Genomic DNA, 18,463 nt, shown 5'->3' on the forward strand with positions numbered 1-18,463 from the left:
AACTCTCATAAAACCATCTAATCTATACATGTAAATCTTACAATACTACAAATTTCACAATTTGTATATAATCAAGAACCTTATCCAAACTATAATTGAATTTCCTTACCGGAAACGATACATTTCTGTACATCTATTACCCCATATTTCACATCTATAAACGGCTTTCCTTCCTTAAGTCCAACATTACCAAAACCCGTTTCCGTAGACAAGAATGAAGTGAAATCATCTCCAATCCGCGAATCTATATACAAAATTTTGTCTACTGCATCATAGCGTATTCCCGTAAGGCCTTCTAGCATAGCATAACTGGCCATTGCACGAGCATACCATGCTCCACACTCATATTCATTAAACGGATTACGAACACGACCATTATAACGATCACGGCAAGTTCTCACTATTTCAAGCCCTTTTTCCACTTCTCCTTCAAACATAAGATGAGCAGCCACTTGATATTCAATTCCAGTCCACACTTCGTTACTGTATACAAAAGGCAATTTTAGCTTACCACCTTTCGGCCAGGTACAAAGTAATAATCCCCCATCCTCTCCCAATGCAAAGGTGGAACGTTGAGGGTTGACATGGTTACTTAAGCTCTTTTTAAAGTTATACTTATGGACAGAAATCAAATGACTTTTTACTTTCAGACGATCGACCACCTCCGGCATTCCACATACCAATGTCATCCAAGAGCCCAATATTCCGTCAGACAAACAACCTTTACCATACTGATATTTCGGACCTTCTTCTTGTAGGATTTTTAAAGCTTCTGGCGTATAATGGGTCACAAACGATTGGGCATCAACTGGGTCTGGAGCGTCCAATCCAGTCCATTGAATGTTCTGAATAAAATACTCTCCATCAAAAAGTTTGCTCTCCAAATATGCTTTACTTTTATTCATCAATTCTTCATAACGGGAAATATCATCGCCTACCGTTTTACCCATCAAGCAAATAGCTTGTAATGCTCCTACATAAAAACTGGTAATCATCCCATTCGCGCCCCAAAACTCTATATCATACGTATTATGGTGAGGTTCTTCAACAGCTCCAACCTCTCTCGGATCCCAAGTACGGATACAATAATCCATACTTTTCTTCACAGCTGGATACATCATCTTCAGCCAATTTATATCACCCATAATTCTCCATTCACGATATACCTTCATTATACCTCCTAATTGCCCATCTGCCGCCGAATGAAAATCATGGACAGTAGGACTGATAGGCAGATTCGTACGGAACACTTGATGTCCCCTTTTATCCTGGCTCACAAAAAATTCTGTTTCACGTAATGTACGTTCTAATTTTGGGAAAAGATGAGATACAGCTTGCGCATAATTCCAAACATGCGTGCATGAACCATGACAAGAGCCCCAATTATCATGACTTCCCTCCCAATTCCACATACGCCCATCGTATTGGCGAAGTACTGTAGTAGATTTCAATATACTCAAATTAGTAGCAACAGCCTCCTTAACTTCAGGTGGAAGAGTAGAATCATAGAAAGCATCAGTGAACAACTGAGTATTCTTTTTCAATGCATCATAATTATCCAACCAGTAGTTTGCAACATCTTGTATACTGCCAAACCTACTGCTATACCAAGGGCGGTAATTCCCTTCAAAATTATTCTCATAAGTATAACAGTTACTCAATTCATCTGGACAAACTGGTGCATCAGGGATATCAGTATCTGTACGTGGGATTCCACCTATTCGTTCTTGTGAATAAGGGACATGCCAAGCCATGTACAACCTTATATTACGAGTCTCACCAGGTGCTAAAGTAAACGGCACATATAACGAAGCTCCCACTGCTCCTTCCAAGCCTGCTGGATTCTCTTCCATTCTGCCCTCTTCCAAGTTATCCCAACAAATGCTCAATGGGTCGAACCAACCTCCACGAAACCAGTTATGATTAACTACCGTCTGGGGATTGTCAGTATAAATCATAAAATCACCTTGACAGAAAGGTTCATTCTCTGTGCCTGTCTGTCTTAGAATGAATCCATTCTTTGCTGCATCTATATACGCTTTACCTCTACCCGGAGTTTGCATAAAATTCATACTATTATATGAAAAGACGGCTTGTACTTCCTCATTACTGGTATTATGAAACTCATATTCAAACCCAGCAACCGGTAGACTTGAATTATCTTCATCCGTTGGTATAAATGGATTCCAGGCAACCAGTTTCACATCTATAGGGACATTCTGATCTGCCAACTCTACCTCCGCAAAAGGGAAACGTGACTGGAAACTATACTCCTTAAACCGGGGCATTCCCCATGAGCCGCCGTCTCCACGGCTGGAATTAGGAGCACCAAATTTTTTCCATTCTGGAACCGGCCCTTCCAGAATGCGTGTACCATACTCATAACCTTTCACATGAATTGCAGCAAACATCGTTGGTTCATTGAAAACATTCGGTCTATGACGTATAGACATATTACTCAATGCTCCTGTTCCTTCAATACAGAACATGCCCGTGCCTATACCTCCTATAGGGAAAGCTATTTTACGCGTATATTCACCTATATACTTCTCATTATAGCCACGTTCAACCGCACTCTCATGATGCCAGCACCCTTGAAAAATCAGTGCACAAACTACCAGACATATTAATAAATATTTCGTCATAAATACTGTATTTATTATCATTTTTTTATTTTGTATCAGGAGCTACAACTGTATAAACAGCACTACTTCTACCGGAAGAAAGGCGGAGATAACATTTTATATTTACTCCACTGAAAGATAAAGGTAACTGCAATGTATCCGTATAGAGTTTTCCATATAAACGAGGATCGGTACCATCTGTGGTATAATATATATCAGCACCCTCTACTGACGGCTTCAAATCCACTATCGCGTTACCGCCTCTAACAATAGCTTTATCCCAACCAATCGGTTCGGGAATACGGAAAGTAACCCCTTGTCTATCCAGTTCAGCCAAACATCCCGCTAATCTTTCACGGAAATCTGCATAATTCTTCTTTTCCGCAGGTGACCAACCTATTTCTGAAAGGGCCATAGCCCGAGGATATGCCATATAGTTCACTTTATCAGGATGATGTATAAATTCTCCCCAAACATTAGCTTGTACCCCCATTATATAACCGCATTGCTCTTTTGTAAGCTTAGGCGTATAAGGTTCATAGCTGTAGATATGTTCCAACGTAACCAGTCCTCCTATATTTAAAGGCTCATTAGTATAATCCTCACTCTGATAATAATCAATATACATATAGTTATTGGGAGCCATCACCACTTTATGCCCCATTCCCGCTGCAGCAATTCCACCGTTTTCTCCTCTCCAGCTCATTACAGCAGCATTCGGTGCCAGACCACCTTCTAAGATTTCATCCCAACCAATGATTTTTCGCCCCTTCCCCGTTACAAATTCATCCAAATGATGGATGAAGTAACTTTGTAATTCATGTTCATCTTTCAATTTATTTTCCTTAATGCGTCGTTGACACTTCGGACATTCTTTCCAACGTCTTTTAGGTGCCTCATCACCGCCTATATGAATATACTCACCGGGAAACAAATCTATCACCTCAGATAAAACATCTTCTACAAACCGATAGGTTTTATCATTACCGAGACAAAGAACTTCCTCCTTAATACCCCAAGTTTCCGGTATCCGAAATGGTCCGCCCGTGCAAGACAGCTCCGGATATGTAGCTAAAACAGACATTGTATGTCCTGGTAAATCGATCTCCGGAACAATAGTGATGTACCTATCTGCCGCATATTGGATAATCTCCTTAATCTGCTCCTGAGTATAGAATCCTCCATGTGGAATACGATCTTGTTCTGTCGGATTATGCCCCCACTGAGTACTATTACGCCATGCCCCAATTTTGGTCAATTCTGGATACTTTTTTATTTCAATACGCCACCCGGCATCTTCTGTCAAATGCCAATGGAATCTATTTATTTTATAACGAGCCATTAAATCTATATACTCTTTTACATATTCCACTGAGTAAAAATAACGTGCAACATCCAACATCAAACCACGATAACCAAAACGGGGTTCATCATTTATCATAATATACGGAAGCTGTATGCATCCATTTCCCTTATCAACAAGTAACTGCTGCAATGTCTGAATTCCATAAAATATTCCAGCTTCACTTCCCTTGATTGTTACTCCCTTATCATCCACAACTAATGAATATGCCTCTAAAGGCATTTTCTTGTCTATCTGCAAATGAATGGCATTCTTTCCTTTCGATCCTTTCTTCAAAGTCACCCCAAACCGTCCATCTAAATAATTATTAAAGAGACTGACTGTTTTGGTAAGCGCATCATTACTGTAATTCATACGTGTATCGGCAGATACATCCCAAGAACCTTCTCCCATCACCATTTCTTTTGGCATAGGAATTACTGACTGTGCATTACAAGGTAACGTACCGAGAATAATACATATTACCAATATGTATTCCCATCTGATTTCGTGTTTAATCATGACTGTAATTCAATTTTATATCTATATCCTTTTGTTTATTCACCTTGATATTTACTGTCTCGAATCCTTTGGCAGAAATCGTTAGCACATCGTTTTCTACAGTCAGAATGGAATATCTTCCGCCTTCCTTACTTATAACCGTTCTACCAGAATAATTAGATTTGATTTCAATTCCACTTATAGGGGTTGCTTGTACATCTCTGACACAACCAGCAACCTTTATCTTTCTTCCTGGATTCTTCACAATTTCATCCATGCAGAAGTCGTTATGACCAAGACTATTACTAGTCACCGGCTGTCTGCCAACAAAGATTGTCCTTCGTAATCTGATATCATCTGAGGCTGTTCCTATCTGTATTTCATACTCCCCTTCTTCTACTACTTTTTTCATGCTCAAATCATATAAGGCCAATTCTTGTATTGGTAGCTTCAAAACAACTGTCTGCATTTCGCCTGGTTGTAAGAATGGTTTTGAGAATGCCTTCAGTTGCTTGACTGGAGTCACAACCGAACTGACCACATCTCGAACATAAAGCTGTACTACCTCCTTTCCCGCTACACTACCCGTATTCTTCAAAGATACACTGACAATCAAGGTATCAGATGGATGTAATAACTCTGCAGAATAATGAGCATTCAAATACTCAAATGTAGTATAACTCAATCCATGCCCAAAAGACCATAACGGAGCTGATGAAGAAAAAACATAATCACGTCCAGGTTCATTTGGTCTACCAGGACGACGATAGAATCCTTTGTCCGTTGGCAAATGATTATAAAAAACCGGTAAATGTCCTACGCTCTGCGGAAACGAGAATGGAAGTTTGGCTGAAGGATTAATATTTCCCAATAACATATCAGCTATTGCATCTCCAGCTTTCTCACCACCGTACCATTGTACAACTATGGCTGGAATATGTTCTTTTATCCAAGAAATAGAAAAAGGCTTACCTGTAACCAATACAACTATAACAGGTTTTCCTATTGCATAGATTTCTTCCACCAATTCTTCTTGTACACCTGTCAGATCCAGAGAAGAGAGGTCAAACCCCTCCCCACATGTAGCATCTGAATAGTCACGTGCCAGTGAAGCACTAGAAGAACCAACAAATACAACAGCCATGTCACTCGCTTTTACAGCAGCTACAGCTTCATCAAATCCGGATTTATTATCTGTAATAAGATCACATCCTGCCGCATAATTTATTTTTATCTTATTTCCAACCCGTTTCTTTAGGCCTTCAAGTGGAGTAACCCCATCTTTATTACTCCGGCTCCATGTATAATCCCCGAACTGTACTTGATTAGCATTCGGCCCAATCACTGCTAATGATTTTATTTTATTCAAATTTAAGGGTAAAAGAGTATTTTCATTCTTCAATAAAACAATCGATTCATCAGCCACTCTGCGCGATAGCTCCACCGCTTCTTTAGTACGCATGGCTACTCCCGGCATGTCAGCGCCCTGATATGGATTCTCGAACAATCCTAATTCAAATTTAACACGTAAGATACGTCCAACAGCCAAATCCACATATTTTTCATCAAACCTGCCTTGCTCTATCAATTGCTCCAAAGCCCAATAGCAATTACTGGAAGCTTCCAAGTCCACCCCCGCAGTCAAGGCTTGGATAGCCGCTTCACTATCATCCTTAGCTGTATGCTGAAAATCCTTCAACATAGCCACTGCCCCCCAATCGGAATATACATATCCTTTGAATCCCCATTCATTGCGTAAAATATTCGTCAGTAAATAAGAAGAAGCAGAATTAGGGATGCCATTCCAAGAATTATAGGAGGTCATCACCGCCTTCACTTCCGTATTCCGAACAGCCATCTCATACGGCTTGATATGGATATTACGTATATCCCGTTCTCCACTCTCAACTGAAGCCAAGTTCAGCCCTCCCAAAGGAGCTCCTCCCGGTCCAAAAGGTTTCAACATTGGAGATATTCCTCCGTCAATATAACCTTTCACTTGTGCAATCCCCATCTGTCCCACTAGCCAAGGATCTTCACCAAACGATTCCTCAACACGCCCCCATCGCAAATCCCGAACAACATCCAATCCTGGTGAAAGAGTCTGAATTACCCCTTGGGACCTTAATTCTGTAGCAATTGCTTTAGTCATCTGATAAGCCAAATCTAAATTAAAAGTACTACCAACGGCTACAGATTGAGGAAAAATGGTAGAACCATCATGTACCGAGCCATGTAAAGACTCAGTTACTGTAAAAACTGGGATTCCCAAGCGTGTCTCTTCAACCATATATTTCTGAATTGCATGAAATGCTTTCCGCACATTTTCACCAGTAAGATTGAATCCCTCAATACAGCCGTAACTAATATCACCAGCTGCATCTCTTAATTTTTGGTAATCCACCTCTTGACCATTGTATAATTGATAACCATGCAAATGACTTAATTGTGCTATTTTTTCTCGTAATGTCATTCTGCCCAATAAATCTGTAACCCGTCGTTCAACAGACATACTAGAATCCTTGTACACCGGAATGCATTGAGCCATGGAATCTACGGCAATAAGAACCGACAATATAAAAGGTAATAACCATTTTTTCAAAATCCTATCTTCAAGTAACATATTTCAGTAATTCAAAAAGTAAATATAAATATCAATCTTATGGTATAGCTTGATGGTCTGTATCACGCATTCTATACCAATCAACCAACTTTTCTTTCTCTGGTAATTTGAACGCCAGAGGTACAGCTTTGTCTTGATACCAGAAAGCCGCCGAAGAGAATTTAAAGGGCCGGGTCTGCTCCGGTTTACGGGGATTTATAAAATCAAAAATAAAACTTTCATTGAAACAGATTGCATCTTGCTCATGATAACGATACATACTCACCATCGAACGGAGCGGATCCTTTATAGGAACTCCATGCAACTCTCCACAGAATTCACCTTCCCTAAAATACCAGCCACCATTAAAATAATCTTCAAGTCCAGAACCAACTATAGTCGGTACACTTTTGTCTTCCGTATCGATATAAATAAACTCGGGTGCTTCCAAATATCCCAAGTAGTTTGGAAGCCAACTCTGCATGGACAAGGAACAGCCAATAAAATGTCCATGTCCTTTAGTCTGCAATATGGTTAATGGTTCATAACCAGGATTGGTACCAGCATTATATAAACAATGGAATCGTCCCATACCCTCAGGTAAACTCTCCAATTGATCATAATTGGCATTTAAGAAAACGCTTGTAGTCAAACGGTGATGAAGATTTTCCACTTCTATCCTTACCTTTTTAAATGGCATCGGAAAATAACAATAGAAACCTCCACTGGACATACCTATATATTTGGACATATAATGCTTATATTCACAATGCCCTATACCAAAGAAGTCACCAATCGGACATTCTACAGAAGGATAGTCCTCACCATCCCAATAAATACGCAAAATCAGCATTTTCAAAATAGTAGGATCAGGCCACCGCTCCTTACTTAAATCCCAATTTTCCCAAAACCAACCATTAATAGTAAACCACATACGGGTAATTACACCAGGAGAAGTGTGATCTACCAGTACAGATTTCTCACCCGGTCCAACCAAATGGGCTTTAATCTTAGTATTCAAGTCAAAAGTCGTAAACTGACGAGATACAGCGTTACGCATAGTATGGATAGATGTAAAAGCAGAGGTTTGAATGTCTCTCCGTTCTTTCTTGATGGGATTCAATGCATGCCCTACACCAGGTAATGCTGCCAATCCTACGGCACCTGCCATAGTAGCCAATGCTTTACGACGAGACATCTTTTGAAGGCTGGAATCCATATTGCCCGGAATTTGTTTTCTCTTCATCATATTATGTATTAACAATTATCCTTGCGGTTCAATCTCTAAAATAGAGCCTTGTATATGTCTAGTACCTTTGGCTCTGTCAAAGTTTATATAGTATACCACCAATACCCTCTTCTCATCCAGCTGTACAGCCCATGTATATCCGACATCTCCATCATCCGCATCATCTCTTATGATAATCTCAGGAGCCGTGGCAAAATCTGTACATTCTGCATTAAGAATTCTGGCTCTAACTCCACAAGGTTCATGACGATAACCATATGTCAACAAAACTCTATTGTCTGGCAGCCTCATTGCCTGGAGAGGATGTCCTTTGAACCCCATACTTTTCCATTCACCAAATGTTTTCCCACCATCTATGGACCGTGCAATACAAGCTTGGTCACCAAACGCTTCCGAACGCATAAAAGCAATCAAATCCCCATTAGGCGTTTCATACATGGAAGTCTCATTAAACGAGACCTTTTTATCTTTAGCAATTTTCGTACCGTATTCCCATGTTTTTCCTTTATCTTTGGATATAAGCAAATAGACCGACGTATTTCTTAAAGCTTCTGTATCAGAAGCTACTACTGCCCAAAAAATACGTCCATCTTTTCCTTCATACAAAGCGCCACGATTATAAGCCGGCAATTTACCTCCCAATCCACTATAATTTATTTCAGACGGAACGCTACAAGGTATAATCAAATCATTCCAAGTTCTACCATCATCATAAGAACGGAGCAAATATCCTCCTGCAAAAACAGCGTCTGTATTCTGTACGAACGGTTTCTTAAGAACAGCTAAACCATCCGGACGAATAAATGTCCACAAATAACTAGCACATAGCAGTGTTCCATCTTTCAACTTCAACAAACATGGATCTTGTGAGCCTCCAAACGGATGGGCATAAAGCAGTTCCGGTTCCTTGGTCCAATGTTCGCCATCTTTGGATCTCACTACTACCAGATAACTATTCGGGTCCAAATGATTATTCTTCTTCTCCTTAAAGACTTTACGGTCTGGAGCTCTTCTGAACGATACCAGTATCTCTCCATTCGATAATTTTACAGCTGAAGGAAAAGCGGAGTAAAACATGGTATCCTTATATATTATTACATCCTTTATTTTCTTGACACCTGGTATCAAAACGTCATTCTGTTGAGCAAACAATGTTGTCGCAGAACACAAGTGGACAAGCAGACAATAAAAGAGAAATATAGACTTTTTCATATATAATTTTATTATGTTCGTTTATCAATCTTTCCAATATGCTGTAAAGTTACAACATATTGGAAAGATTTCAATAATATACTTTATTTATCCCAACCAGGATTTTGAGTAACTTTCGGCTCCACGCTTATTGTTGACAAAGGAATGGGGAACAGCATCATATAATCTTCCCCCTTATGCTCTCTCAAAGAAGGAACCAAATCAAAGGCTTTGTCAAAACGTACCAAATCCCACCACCTTTTACCTTCAAAAGCCAATTCTAAAAGTCTTTCTTTCAAGATAGCTGCATCATTCGCCTCTTTTGTGCTATTCACATAAATATGCTCTTCATACTTGTCTTTATATGCACGTTTCCTGACCTCATTAATTTCTGCAGAAGGATCTTGTCCCAAAGCATTTTTAGCCTCAGCCTTCATTAATAAAATATCAGCATAACGGTACAATATGATATCATCTGCAAAAATACGATCACCATCTCGCACCAAGCCTTTACCTTTTAATACTACACTAACATAAAATTTATTTTCTCCAGTTTCCTGATCTTTAGAATAAATCTCAAGAAAAGAAGCATTTTTTCGAGTATCATCTTCTGTATATTGCTTTCTATACTCGTCCGAAGCTACTATAATACCTTGTCCCGGCCCTATCGGATAAACTATATCCTTTACCTCTTGAGGAGCATCTCCAGGAACAGCACTCGCATGTATCCACATATATCTGAAATAGTTAATACCAGATTCCAAATCCTGAAATCTAACACTCATCAAGATTTCATCATTACCCTTATTATCATAAGCAAATACATCAGCAAAATCCGGCTGTAAACGAAGCTTATCCGTTTTAATTGAATTCAAAGCATTTAATGCAGTTTCAATATCACTGCTTCCACCATTCATTTTTTTTCCACTCCAAAGATATACTTCAGCTTTCAAAGCCAATGTTGCCGGTTTTGACCACATAGCTCTTTGATCACCGAAATTGTCATCCGGATATAAAGACAAAGCTTTCTCCAAATCATCTTTTATCAGTTGGAAAACTTCCGTTTGGGGTCTTCTTTCTTTATAAAGGACTTCTGAATTTGTGTTTTCAATAGGATCTGTATGGATTATCAAATCCCCCCATGTACGAGTCATCACAAAATACATGAAAGCCCTCATTGTATAAGCTTGAGCCAACATTTTATTGCGGGAAGTCTCGTTATTAAAAGTCACATTGGGAGCATACTTTAAAAGAAGATTGCATGAATTGACTATCTGATAATAACGTATCCAGGATATAGGCATATTAGCTTGTGTCAACGTATTATAATAATAAATATCATATCCGCCATATCCACCGATACCTACAGTCAGTATTTCGCTACGCGCTTCCCCCAATATATACAAATCATGTTCAGCAGCTCCTCGTAACTGGACATAAATACCATTTAACGCACCCTTCACGTCATCTTCTGTCTGCCAGAAAGATTCATTCGTTATAAAGCTTATTGGCTTAAGGTCTAGTGCATCACAAGAAGCAAATGTCAGGACCATAAACAAAGCTATTGTACTATTTATTATATTTCTAATTTTCATAACTTTACTTTATTAAAATGATACATTTGCACTAAAAATAATATTTCTCGGCATAGCATATCTACCATTATCCTGTCCACCTTCTTCTGGATTAAGACCAGAATATTTAGTAAAATAGTGCAGATTATTTCCCGTAACCGTAAACCGAAGTCCGCTTAAACGAATCTTTTGTATGATATTTGCAGGAACTGTATAACTTAAAGAAACTTCTCTAATGGCTAGAAAATCTCCTGATTCATGATACAAAGAGCTACCTCGGATAGCATTCTGCTGTCCACGATCACCATGCCAATAGAATCTCGGCATGTCCGCTTTGTCACCTTGTTCTTTCCAGGAGCGATTTACGACATCTTTCGTCATATTATTATCACCCTGCCAATTATAATCCAAAAAGCCTTTGGCAAAATTATATATGGTATGACCCAATGTAAAATCAAGTCTGCAATACAAATCGAACCCTTTATAAGATAGAGAAGTATTAATACCCCCAGTCCAATCCGGATAAATATTACCAACATATACACGGTCTTTACTGTCAATCACACCATTACCATCAGTATCTTGCCACTTTGCATCACCACCATATTTGGTTTTATCAGGGACTGTAATAACATTATCTATCGGCTCATTAGCATTCTGTGCTTCCTCATCAGTAGAATATACACCTATCATCTTATAGGCAAACAAATCTCCAATTCGTCCTCCTTCCTGTAAACCACCTTGCCAAGTATGTTTACCCAGTTTAGCATCCCAAATGTACTCACCACCAATCCGATTATTTTCAACCCCATTATCTGGCAGCTTCAATATTTTATTGGTCACCTTCGAGGCATTAAAACCTAATGACCATTGAATAGAACTGGATACCGGTAATATTCTTGCATTCATTTCCAACTCAATACCTCTATTTTGTAAACGCCCTAAATTAGTGAAAATAGAGCCAAAGCCTGTAGAATGAGGTAAAGTGCGATTTGTCAGCAAATTATCTGTGGTACGATTGAAATAATCAAAGATAAAGTTTAACCGATTATTAAAAAAGGAAATATCAGTACCGATATCAAATGTCTTAGACTCCTCCCAACTCAAGTCTTGATTTGCCATAGTTCCCATAGTGATACCTGCATTACCTAAATATTTAGATCCTACACTATAACTACCTTGAGCCGTATAATCCCCCAAGCCTGAAATATTACCATTTACTCCATAGCTGGCACGCAATTTCAGACGCATTAGATTCTCAGGCATAAATGACCAGAACTTTTCTTTATCCACATGCCACCCTAATGACACGCCAGGAAAAAATCCCCATTTGTTGTTCGTACCCAAATTGGAAGCACCGTCATATCTTGCAGATACAGAAATCAAATATTTATCCTTATAATCATACCCTATACGAGCAAAAATACCTTGCATAGATCGCTCTGTAATAGAACTACTCACACTTACAGGAACACTTGAGGCATTCAAAGTAGGAATCAAATCAGTAGAAGCACCTCTACCAGCAGCTGCTAAACGGGCCTCTTTCCTAAAATAATAAGCATAACCAGCTGTTACATTCAAATTGTGTTTTTCATTGAAAGATTTAACATAGTTGAATACAGCATCTGCCTGATATTGCCGCCATTTGTAAGTATCAGCATTTGCATTTCTTGTAGTTATATAATCTCTCGGTCCATTCCAAAAAGCATCCCAAAAAGTATAGTTATTACTGTTCACTTCAAATAAAGAAAGAGCTGGTTTGAAAGACAATCCTGGCAATATAGTCCAATCTGCATCTACTCCTATTGATAAATTCTGATAGTCATACTCTCTTTGTGCCTTGTTCATATGATATACAGCATTTCCCAGATACTGGGCAGCTCCTGGAGCCAGACTACCATCTTCAAATCTGAATTTAGTGGTAGGTGAGGCAGCCGGTGAACGATAGAATGTTGCATCTGCAGCTAATGGAGAACCATACGTAAACGAGTTTGAATAAGTAGTTCTAGCTGAAATTTTCAAATTATCCCGTGCTTGCAAAGAACCATTCAAACTAAAATTATACCGTTTATATGAAGTTGTAATAACAGTTCCTTCATTAGTCATATACCCTAATCCCATATTAAAGGTAGCCTTTTCCGTTCCACCTGAAACTTCAATATGGTGATTATGAGAAAAACCAGTACGATAAATTTTATCCTGAAAATCAGTATCTGAGTATAACAATGTCTTACTCGGATTTACTGGATCTGGCATTGATTTCCACCCTTGATCTAATTTATAGCGATTCTCATCAGTCAAGTATTGAGTAGAGAAGGCAGTATTATTAGTCAGATCATTTCCTGTTCCATAACCTAAATGTCCTATCAATCTTTGTTCGGTAGCTTTTCCAAATTTCGCTGGTGAAATCATACCTTTCCTCATAAGGGTCAAAAATTCTTCAGCACTGGCAAATTCATATTTTTTACCAATATCAGAAATTGTCAGATTATATCTATATTCAACTCTGGTTTTACCGGCCTTCCCCTTTTTAGTAGTAACAATTACAACACCATTTGAACCTTGGGCTCCATAAATAGAAGTAGCAGCAGCATCTTTCAGAATTTGGATGGATTCAATATCTTCCGAAGCTATATGAACCATATTCGCCCTCATAACACCATCAATAATATATAGTGGAGTAGCACCATTAGGATTATTAATGGAAGTACCACCACGGACTATAATACGAGGTTCTGCACCTGGTTGCCCTGAAATACTTTGCACACGTACACCAGACACTGTACCTTGTAAGGCTGAAGCTGCATTTGCATAGGGTACATTCTTCAAAGCCTCTTTATCAAGCTTGGTCACAGATGTCGTAATCTTCTCACGAGACTGAGAACCATACCCAATGACTACAACTTCCTCCATTTGGGTGGCATCCTCTACCATCACTATTTTATAGTTACTCTTATTGGCAGATACCTCTTGAGTTTTCATTCCCAAATAAGAAAATAACAAGGCACGACTATCAACTGGAATACTAAAACTAAAATTTCCATCCAAATCAGTAACAACACCTAATGAAGTTCCTTTAACTTGTACAGCTACCCCCACCAATGGTTGTCCATATTCATCCATCACATTTCCTTTTACTGTTTTCTTTTCTGATTGATTAGTGGATAATACAGACGGAGTATCTTCCGATGCATATACACTTCCCACACTCAAAACAGTAAAAAGGAAAATATAAAATGCCCAATGTAATATCCTGCTATTAGATTTAATGTCTATTGTTTTCATTTTTTTTGATTATTTGTGTTTCAAACTATTATTAGATTCACCACTGTATAATTACTTTCTTCTTATTTCCATTATTCCTCCTTTCTCTATCAATTAACAAAATCTGTTTCTATGTCAGAAACAAAGCACTTTTTCACATCAATCTTCCCATATTTCACCTCAATGAAAGGTTTACCATCTTTTAGACCAACATTACCAAAACCTGTTTCCGTCGACAAAAAAGACGTAAAATCATCACCTATCCTTGAATCAATATATAAAGTAGAATCCACTGCATCATACTGTATTCCAGTCAAAGCTTGGAGCATAGCATAACTAGACATTGCACGGGCATACCATGCCCCACATTCATATTCATTAAATGGGTTACGTACTCTTCCATCATACCGATCACGACAAGTACGGACAATATCAAGTCCTTTCTCAACCTCACCTTCAAACATCAAATGAGAAGCCACTTGATATTCAATACCTGTCCATACCTCATTGGAGTAAACAAAAGGAAGTTGTAACTTTCCTCCTTTGGGCCATGAACATAATAATAAGCCTCCTTCATCACCTAAAGCAAAAGTCGAGCGCTGAGGATTTACATGTTTTCTGAGATTCCTCTTTAAATTATATTTATGAACAGACAATAAATGACTTAATATTTTCTTTCTATCTATAGCCTCGTCCAGTCCACAGACCAAAGAAAGCCATGCTCCTACTACTCCATCAGATAAACAGCCTTTTCCGTATTGATATTTCGGCCCTTCCTTTTCCAATAAATCCAAACCCTCTTTCGAATAATTAGAATTGACAGACTGTACTTTCGTCGGATCAGAAGCCTGCAACTCCTTCCAACGAATATTTTGAATAAAATATTCACCGTCGTACAATTGATTTTCCATGTAGTCAATACTCTTATCTAGCAACTCTCTATATTCTGTCATATCTTTCTCCAAATGTTCACCCATAGCAACAAATGCTTGTAATGCGCCAGTATAGTAACTATTAATCATACCACTAGGCCCCCAAAATTCAATGTCATAAGTATTATGATGAGGTTCCTCTATAACACCTTTCCTTTTAGGATCCCACGTATTAATGCAATAATCAAGACTATTCTGTACGTATGAATAAATCAACTTCAACCATTCGTCATTACCATATATATGCCAATCACGGTATACTTTCATAATACCACCTAACTGCCCATCAGCTGCTGCATGAAAATTATGTCTGATGGGTCGGATAGGAAGTGCAGAGCGAAATGCTTGGTGCCCATTCTTAGCTTGACTAACAAAAAATTCCGTTTCCCTCAGTGTTCTTTCCATTTTAGGAAACAAATGAGGTATAGCTTGAGCATAATTCCAAACATGTGTACAAGAACCATAGCAAGAGCCATATTCATTACCGCAACCTTCCCAATTCCACATCCGACCATCGTATTGCCGAAAAATCGTAGGTGATTTTAATATAGTAAGATTAGCAGCAACAGCTTCAACAACTTCAGCAGGCAAAGTTGTAGCATAAAATGCATCAGTAAACAGCTCTGTTTTTTCTTTCAACGTATTATAATTTTTCATCCAATAGTCTGCGACTTCCTCTATATTTGCAAATCTACTGCTATACCAGGGACGGTATTTATCGGACAACTGAATGGAAGTATCAATATAGCCTGCGGGCTCTCCTCTTTCATTAACTACAGGTACGATAGGTACATCTACATCATCAATCGGTTCCAATCCCTCACGAACTAATGAGAAAGGAACGTACCATGCCATATATAAACGGATTGTCTTTGACTCTCCCGGTTGCAATCTAAACGGTACATACAAGGAAGCTCCGGGAGCATCCGCCATATTAGCAGGATTTTCTTTAATTACCCCACTGCTCATCTCATTCCAGCACATCGTGAATGAGTCAAAAGACCATCCTCTAAACCAACAATAATTAACCTTAGTTTCCGGTTCATCTGTAAAGATTGCAAAATCAGCCTGATGAAACGGCTGCGTTTCTGTTCCTTTCTGTGATATTATAAAACCATTTTCAATTGGCCTAATAGATGCTCCTCCATTACGAATATCTACAAAGTTCTTTGAATTATAAGAAAATATGGCTTCTACTTCTTTAGCATATTTATTTTTAAACGTATATTCAAAACCAGCAACTGGAAGCCCTGAGTTATTTTCATCTGTAGGAATAAATGGATTCCAAACCTTCATTGTCACGTCCATCTTCAGTTCATCGTCACTCATTCTCAATTTGGCAAAAGGGAATTTTACTTCAAAATCACAATCTTTAAATCGAGGTAATCCCCACGTGCCGCCGTATCCTTTTGTTGACTGTGGTTGGCCAAATTTTTTCCAATCCGGTACTTGTCCTTCCACAACAATACTACCATTATCTACCCCTTTCAAATATAATCCGGCAAACATTGTCGGTTCATTCAACATCTCAGTTTTATGCCTAATATTCATATTAGAAATTGCACCACTACCTTCTACACAAAACATTCCCGTCCCCAATCCCCCAATAGGGAAAGCAATCCTGCTCGTATACTCTCCCGTATATTTTTCATTATAATCACGTACTTCTTCCATACTGGAGCAAGAAGCCCATAAACACAAGCAGATACATAGACCTAAAAAATAAAATCCATTTTTCATATATCATTTTTTTAATGATTTATTCCTTCAACATTCTCTATTTTTTCTCCATTTCTGTTCAATCTCCTCCAATGATAACCCTTTTGTCTCCGGCAAGAATAAATACCCCCATACCAAACCCAACACGGCAATAAATCCATAAAGAAAAAATGCACCTGCCGGATTCTCAGAAGTCGTTTGTCCAACAACAATTTCGGTACCTGGTATAGAAAAAAAATCTATAATCTTAAAGAAAGTAAAGGAGACAATGCAATTAAATATCCATACAGCCAATGAACCTATCGAAGTCCCCAATCCCCGTACTTTCTGCGGAAATATCTCGGAAATGACCAACCATCCCAAAGGTCCAATACTAATTGCAAAAAATGCAACATATCCAAACATAAAAATGACCATTAACCACCTTCCGATTTCGCCCAACTGATTAGCATAAATAAAACAAGCACTAAGGCACAAAACAGAAAAGGCAATTCCTGACAGACCAATAAAATACAACTTTCGTCGTCCGATTCTATCCACTAAATAAAGAGAAATCACTGTAAATACAACATTTACAATTCCAATACCTACAGAAGCCCAAATAGCAGAGAGTGTACTTTCAAATCCTGCCATCAGGAAAATCTTCGGACTATAATAAATAACTGTGTTAATACCTACAAACTGTTGAAAAAACATAATACAAACAGCAATCATTAGAGGAGTTCTCAACCAAGGCTGCATCAAATATCGCCATCCTACCGCACTATTCCTATCTTTCTCTATTTCCACCTCCATTTGTCCAATTAAATCATTTACTGTATTTTCCGGTTCTATTTTCTGCAACACTTTCCTACATTCTTTCAACCGTCCTTTACTCAACAGCCACCGAGGTGTTTCAGGCACAAAACACATACCTACCAGTAATACCAAAGCCGGTACGACACCTGCCCAAAACATCCATCTCCAACAATCCAACTTGTTTTCATCAGCCCAAAAGGTATCTGACATGTATGAAAGTAAAATACCTATTGTAACCATTAACTGAAACATTGAAACCAGACGTCCCCTAGATTTAGCTGGAGCAATTTCTGCTATATACAATGGAACAGTAAATGATGCCACACCTATAGCTATACCAAGAAACAGACGAGAAAAAACCAAGCTCGTCAAATCCGTTGCCAGTCCTGACCATAACGCTCCCACTGCAAATATCACAGCAGAAACCAATATGATTTTTCTTCTTCCAAATATATCAGATAAACGCCCACAACATACAGCCCCCAACATAGCTCCCAACAAACCAGCCGCCGTAATCCATTCAACATCATTATTATCTATTCCCCAATCTGACTGAAGAAATGGAATCGCTCCTGAAATTACCCCAGTATCAAAGCCGAAAAGCAATCCTCCTGTTGCTACAACTGTAGCTATTAAAAATATTATATGTCTGTTTTTCATATTAAAC

9 protein-coding genes are annotated in these 18,463 nt (G+C 38.5%); all 9 read right to left on the reverse strand.

All coding sequences use genetic code 11. The features are described 5' to 3' along the window. Window positions 1-89: 89 nt before the first annotated feature. A complete protein-coding gene (locus tag DWZ03_RS16430) occupies window positions 90-2,645 on the reverse strand; it encodes a GH116 family glycosyl hydrolase (protein WP_120130426.1) in 2,556 nt (851 codons plus the stop codon). A 25-nt stretch (window positions 2,646-2,670) separates the two neighbouring features. Continuing rightward, on the reverse strand, window positions 2,671-4,488 hold the full coding sequence (locus tag DWZ03_RS16435) for a family 20 glycosylhydrolase (protein ID WP_120130409.1): 1,818 nt from the start codon (window positions 4,486-4,488) through the stop codon (window positions 2,671-2,673). Continuing rightward, entirely contained in the window at window positions 4,481-7,090 is a 2,610-nt protein-coding gene (locus DWZ03_RS16440) for a glycoside hydrolase family 3 N-terminal domain-containing protein (protein WP_120130410.1), read from the reverse strand. The genes DWZ03_RS16435 and DWZ03_RS16440 overlap by 8 nt, the downstream gene beginning before the upstream one ends. Window positions 7,091-7,127: 37 nt before the next feature. Next, complete coding sequence (locus DWZ03_RS16445; protein ID WP_120130411.1) at window positions 7,128-8,318, reverse strand: glycoside hydrolase family 172 protein; 1,191 nt, start codon at window positions 8,316-8,318, stop codon at window positions 7,128-7,130. 15 nt (window positions 8,319-8,333) lie between these two features. Next, window positions 8,334-9,530 (reverse strand): sialidase family protein, encoded by a 1,197-nt coding sequence (locus DWZ03_RS16450; RefSeq protein WP_005823642.1) that lies wholly within the window; start codon window positions 9,528-9,530, stop codon window positions 8,334-8,336. An 83-nt stretch (window positions 9,531-9,613) separates the two neighbouring features. Then, complete coding sequence (locus tag DWZ03_RS16455; protein ID WP_005823643.1) at window positions 9,614-11,104, reverse strand: RagB/SusD family nutrient uptake outer membrane protein; 1,491 nt, start codon at window positions 11,102-11,104, stop codon at window positions 9,614-9,616. A 12-nt stretch (window positions 11,105-11,116) separates the two neighbouring features. Then, entirely contained in the window at window positions 11,117-14,368 is a 3,252-nt protein-coding gene (locus DWZ03_RS16460; RefSeq protein ID WP_120130412.1) for a SusC/RagA family TonB-linked outer membrane protein, read from the reverse strand. A gap of 89 nt (window positions 14,369-14,457) precedes the next feature. After that, on the reverse strand, window positions 14,458-17,019 hold the full coding sequence (locus DWZ03_RS16465) for a GH116 family glycosyl hydrolase (protein ID WP_008665498.1): 2,562 nt from the start codon (window positions 17,017-17,019) through the stop codon (window positions 14,458-14,460). A gap of 27 nt (window positions 17,020-17,046) precedes the next feature. Further along, complete coding sequence (locus DWZ03_RS16470) at window positions 17,047-18,456, reverse strand: sugar porter family MFS transporter (RefSeq protein ID WP_016272608.1); 1,410 nt, start codon at window positions 18,454-18,456, stop codon at window positions 17,047-17,049. Between the last annotated feature and the right edge of the window lie 7 nt (window positions 18,457-18,463).

The sequence above is a fragment of the Bacteroides sp. AF29-11 genome (assembly GCF_003602895.1).
Lineage (GTDB): Bacteria > Bacteroidota > Bacteroidia > Bacteroidales > Bacteroidaceae > Bacteroides > Bacteroides uniformis.

Excerpts from the sequence above, each read along its gene's own strand:
- DWZ03_RS16445 (WP_120130411.1), bottom strand. The coding sequence starts at position 8,318 with ATGATGAAGAGAAAACAAATTCCGGGCAATATGGATTCCAGCCTTCAA.
- DWZ03_RS16470 (WP_016272608.1), bottom strand. The coding sequence starts at position 18,456 with ATGAAAAACAGACATATAATATTTTTAATAGCTACAGTTGTAGCAACA.
- DWZ03_RS16435 (WP_120130409.1), bottom strand. The coding sequence starts at position 4,488 with ATGATTAAACACGAAATCAGATGGGAATACATATTGGTAATATGTATT.
- DWZ03_RS16430 (WP_120130426.1), bottom strand. The coding sequence starts at position 2,645 with ATGACGAAATATTTATTAATATGTCTGGTAGTTTGTGCACTGATTTTT.
- DWZ03_RS16450 (WP_005823642.1), bottom strand. The coding sequence starts at position 9,530 with ATGAAAAAGTCTATATTTCTCTTTTATTGTCTGCTTGTCCACTTGTGT.
- DWZ03_RS16455 (WP_005823643.1), bottom strand. The coding sequence starts at position 11,104 with ATGAAAATTAGAAATATAATAAATAGTACAATAGCTTTGTTTATGGTC.
- DWZ03_RS16460 (WP_120130412.1), bottom strand. The coding sequence starts at position 14,368 with ATGAAAACAATAGACATTAAATCTAATAGCAGGATATTACATTGGGCA.
- DWZ03_RS16465 (WP_008665498.1), bottom strand. The coding sequence starts at position 17,019 with ATGAAAAATGGATTTTATTTTTTAGGTCTATGTATCTGCTTGTGTTTA.
- DWZ03_RS16440 (WP_120130410.1), bottom strand. The coding sequence starts at position 7,090 with ATGTTACTTGAAGATAGGATTTTGAAAAAATGGTTATTACCTTTTATA.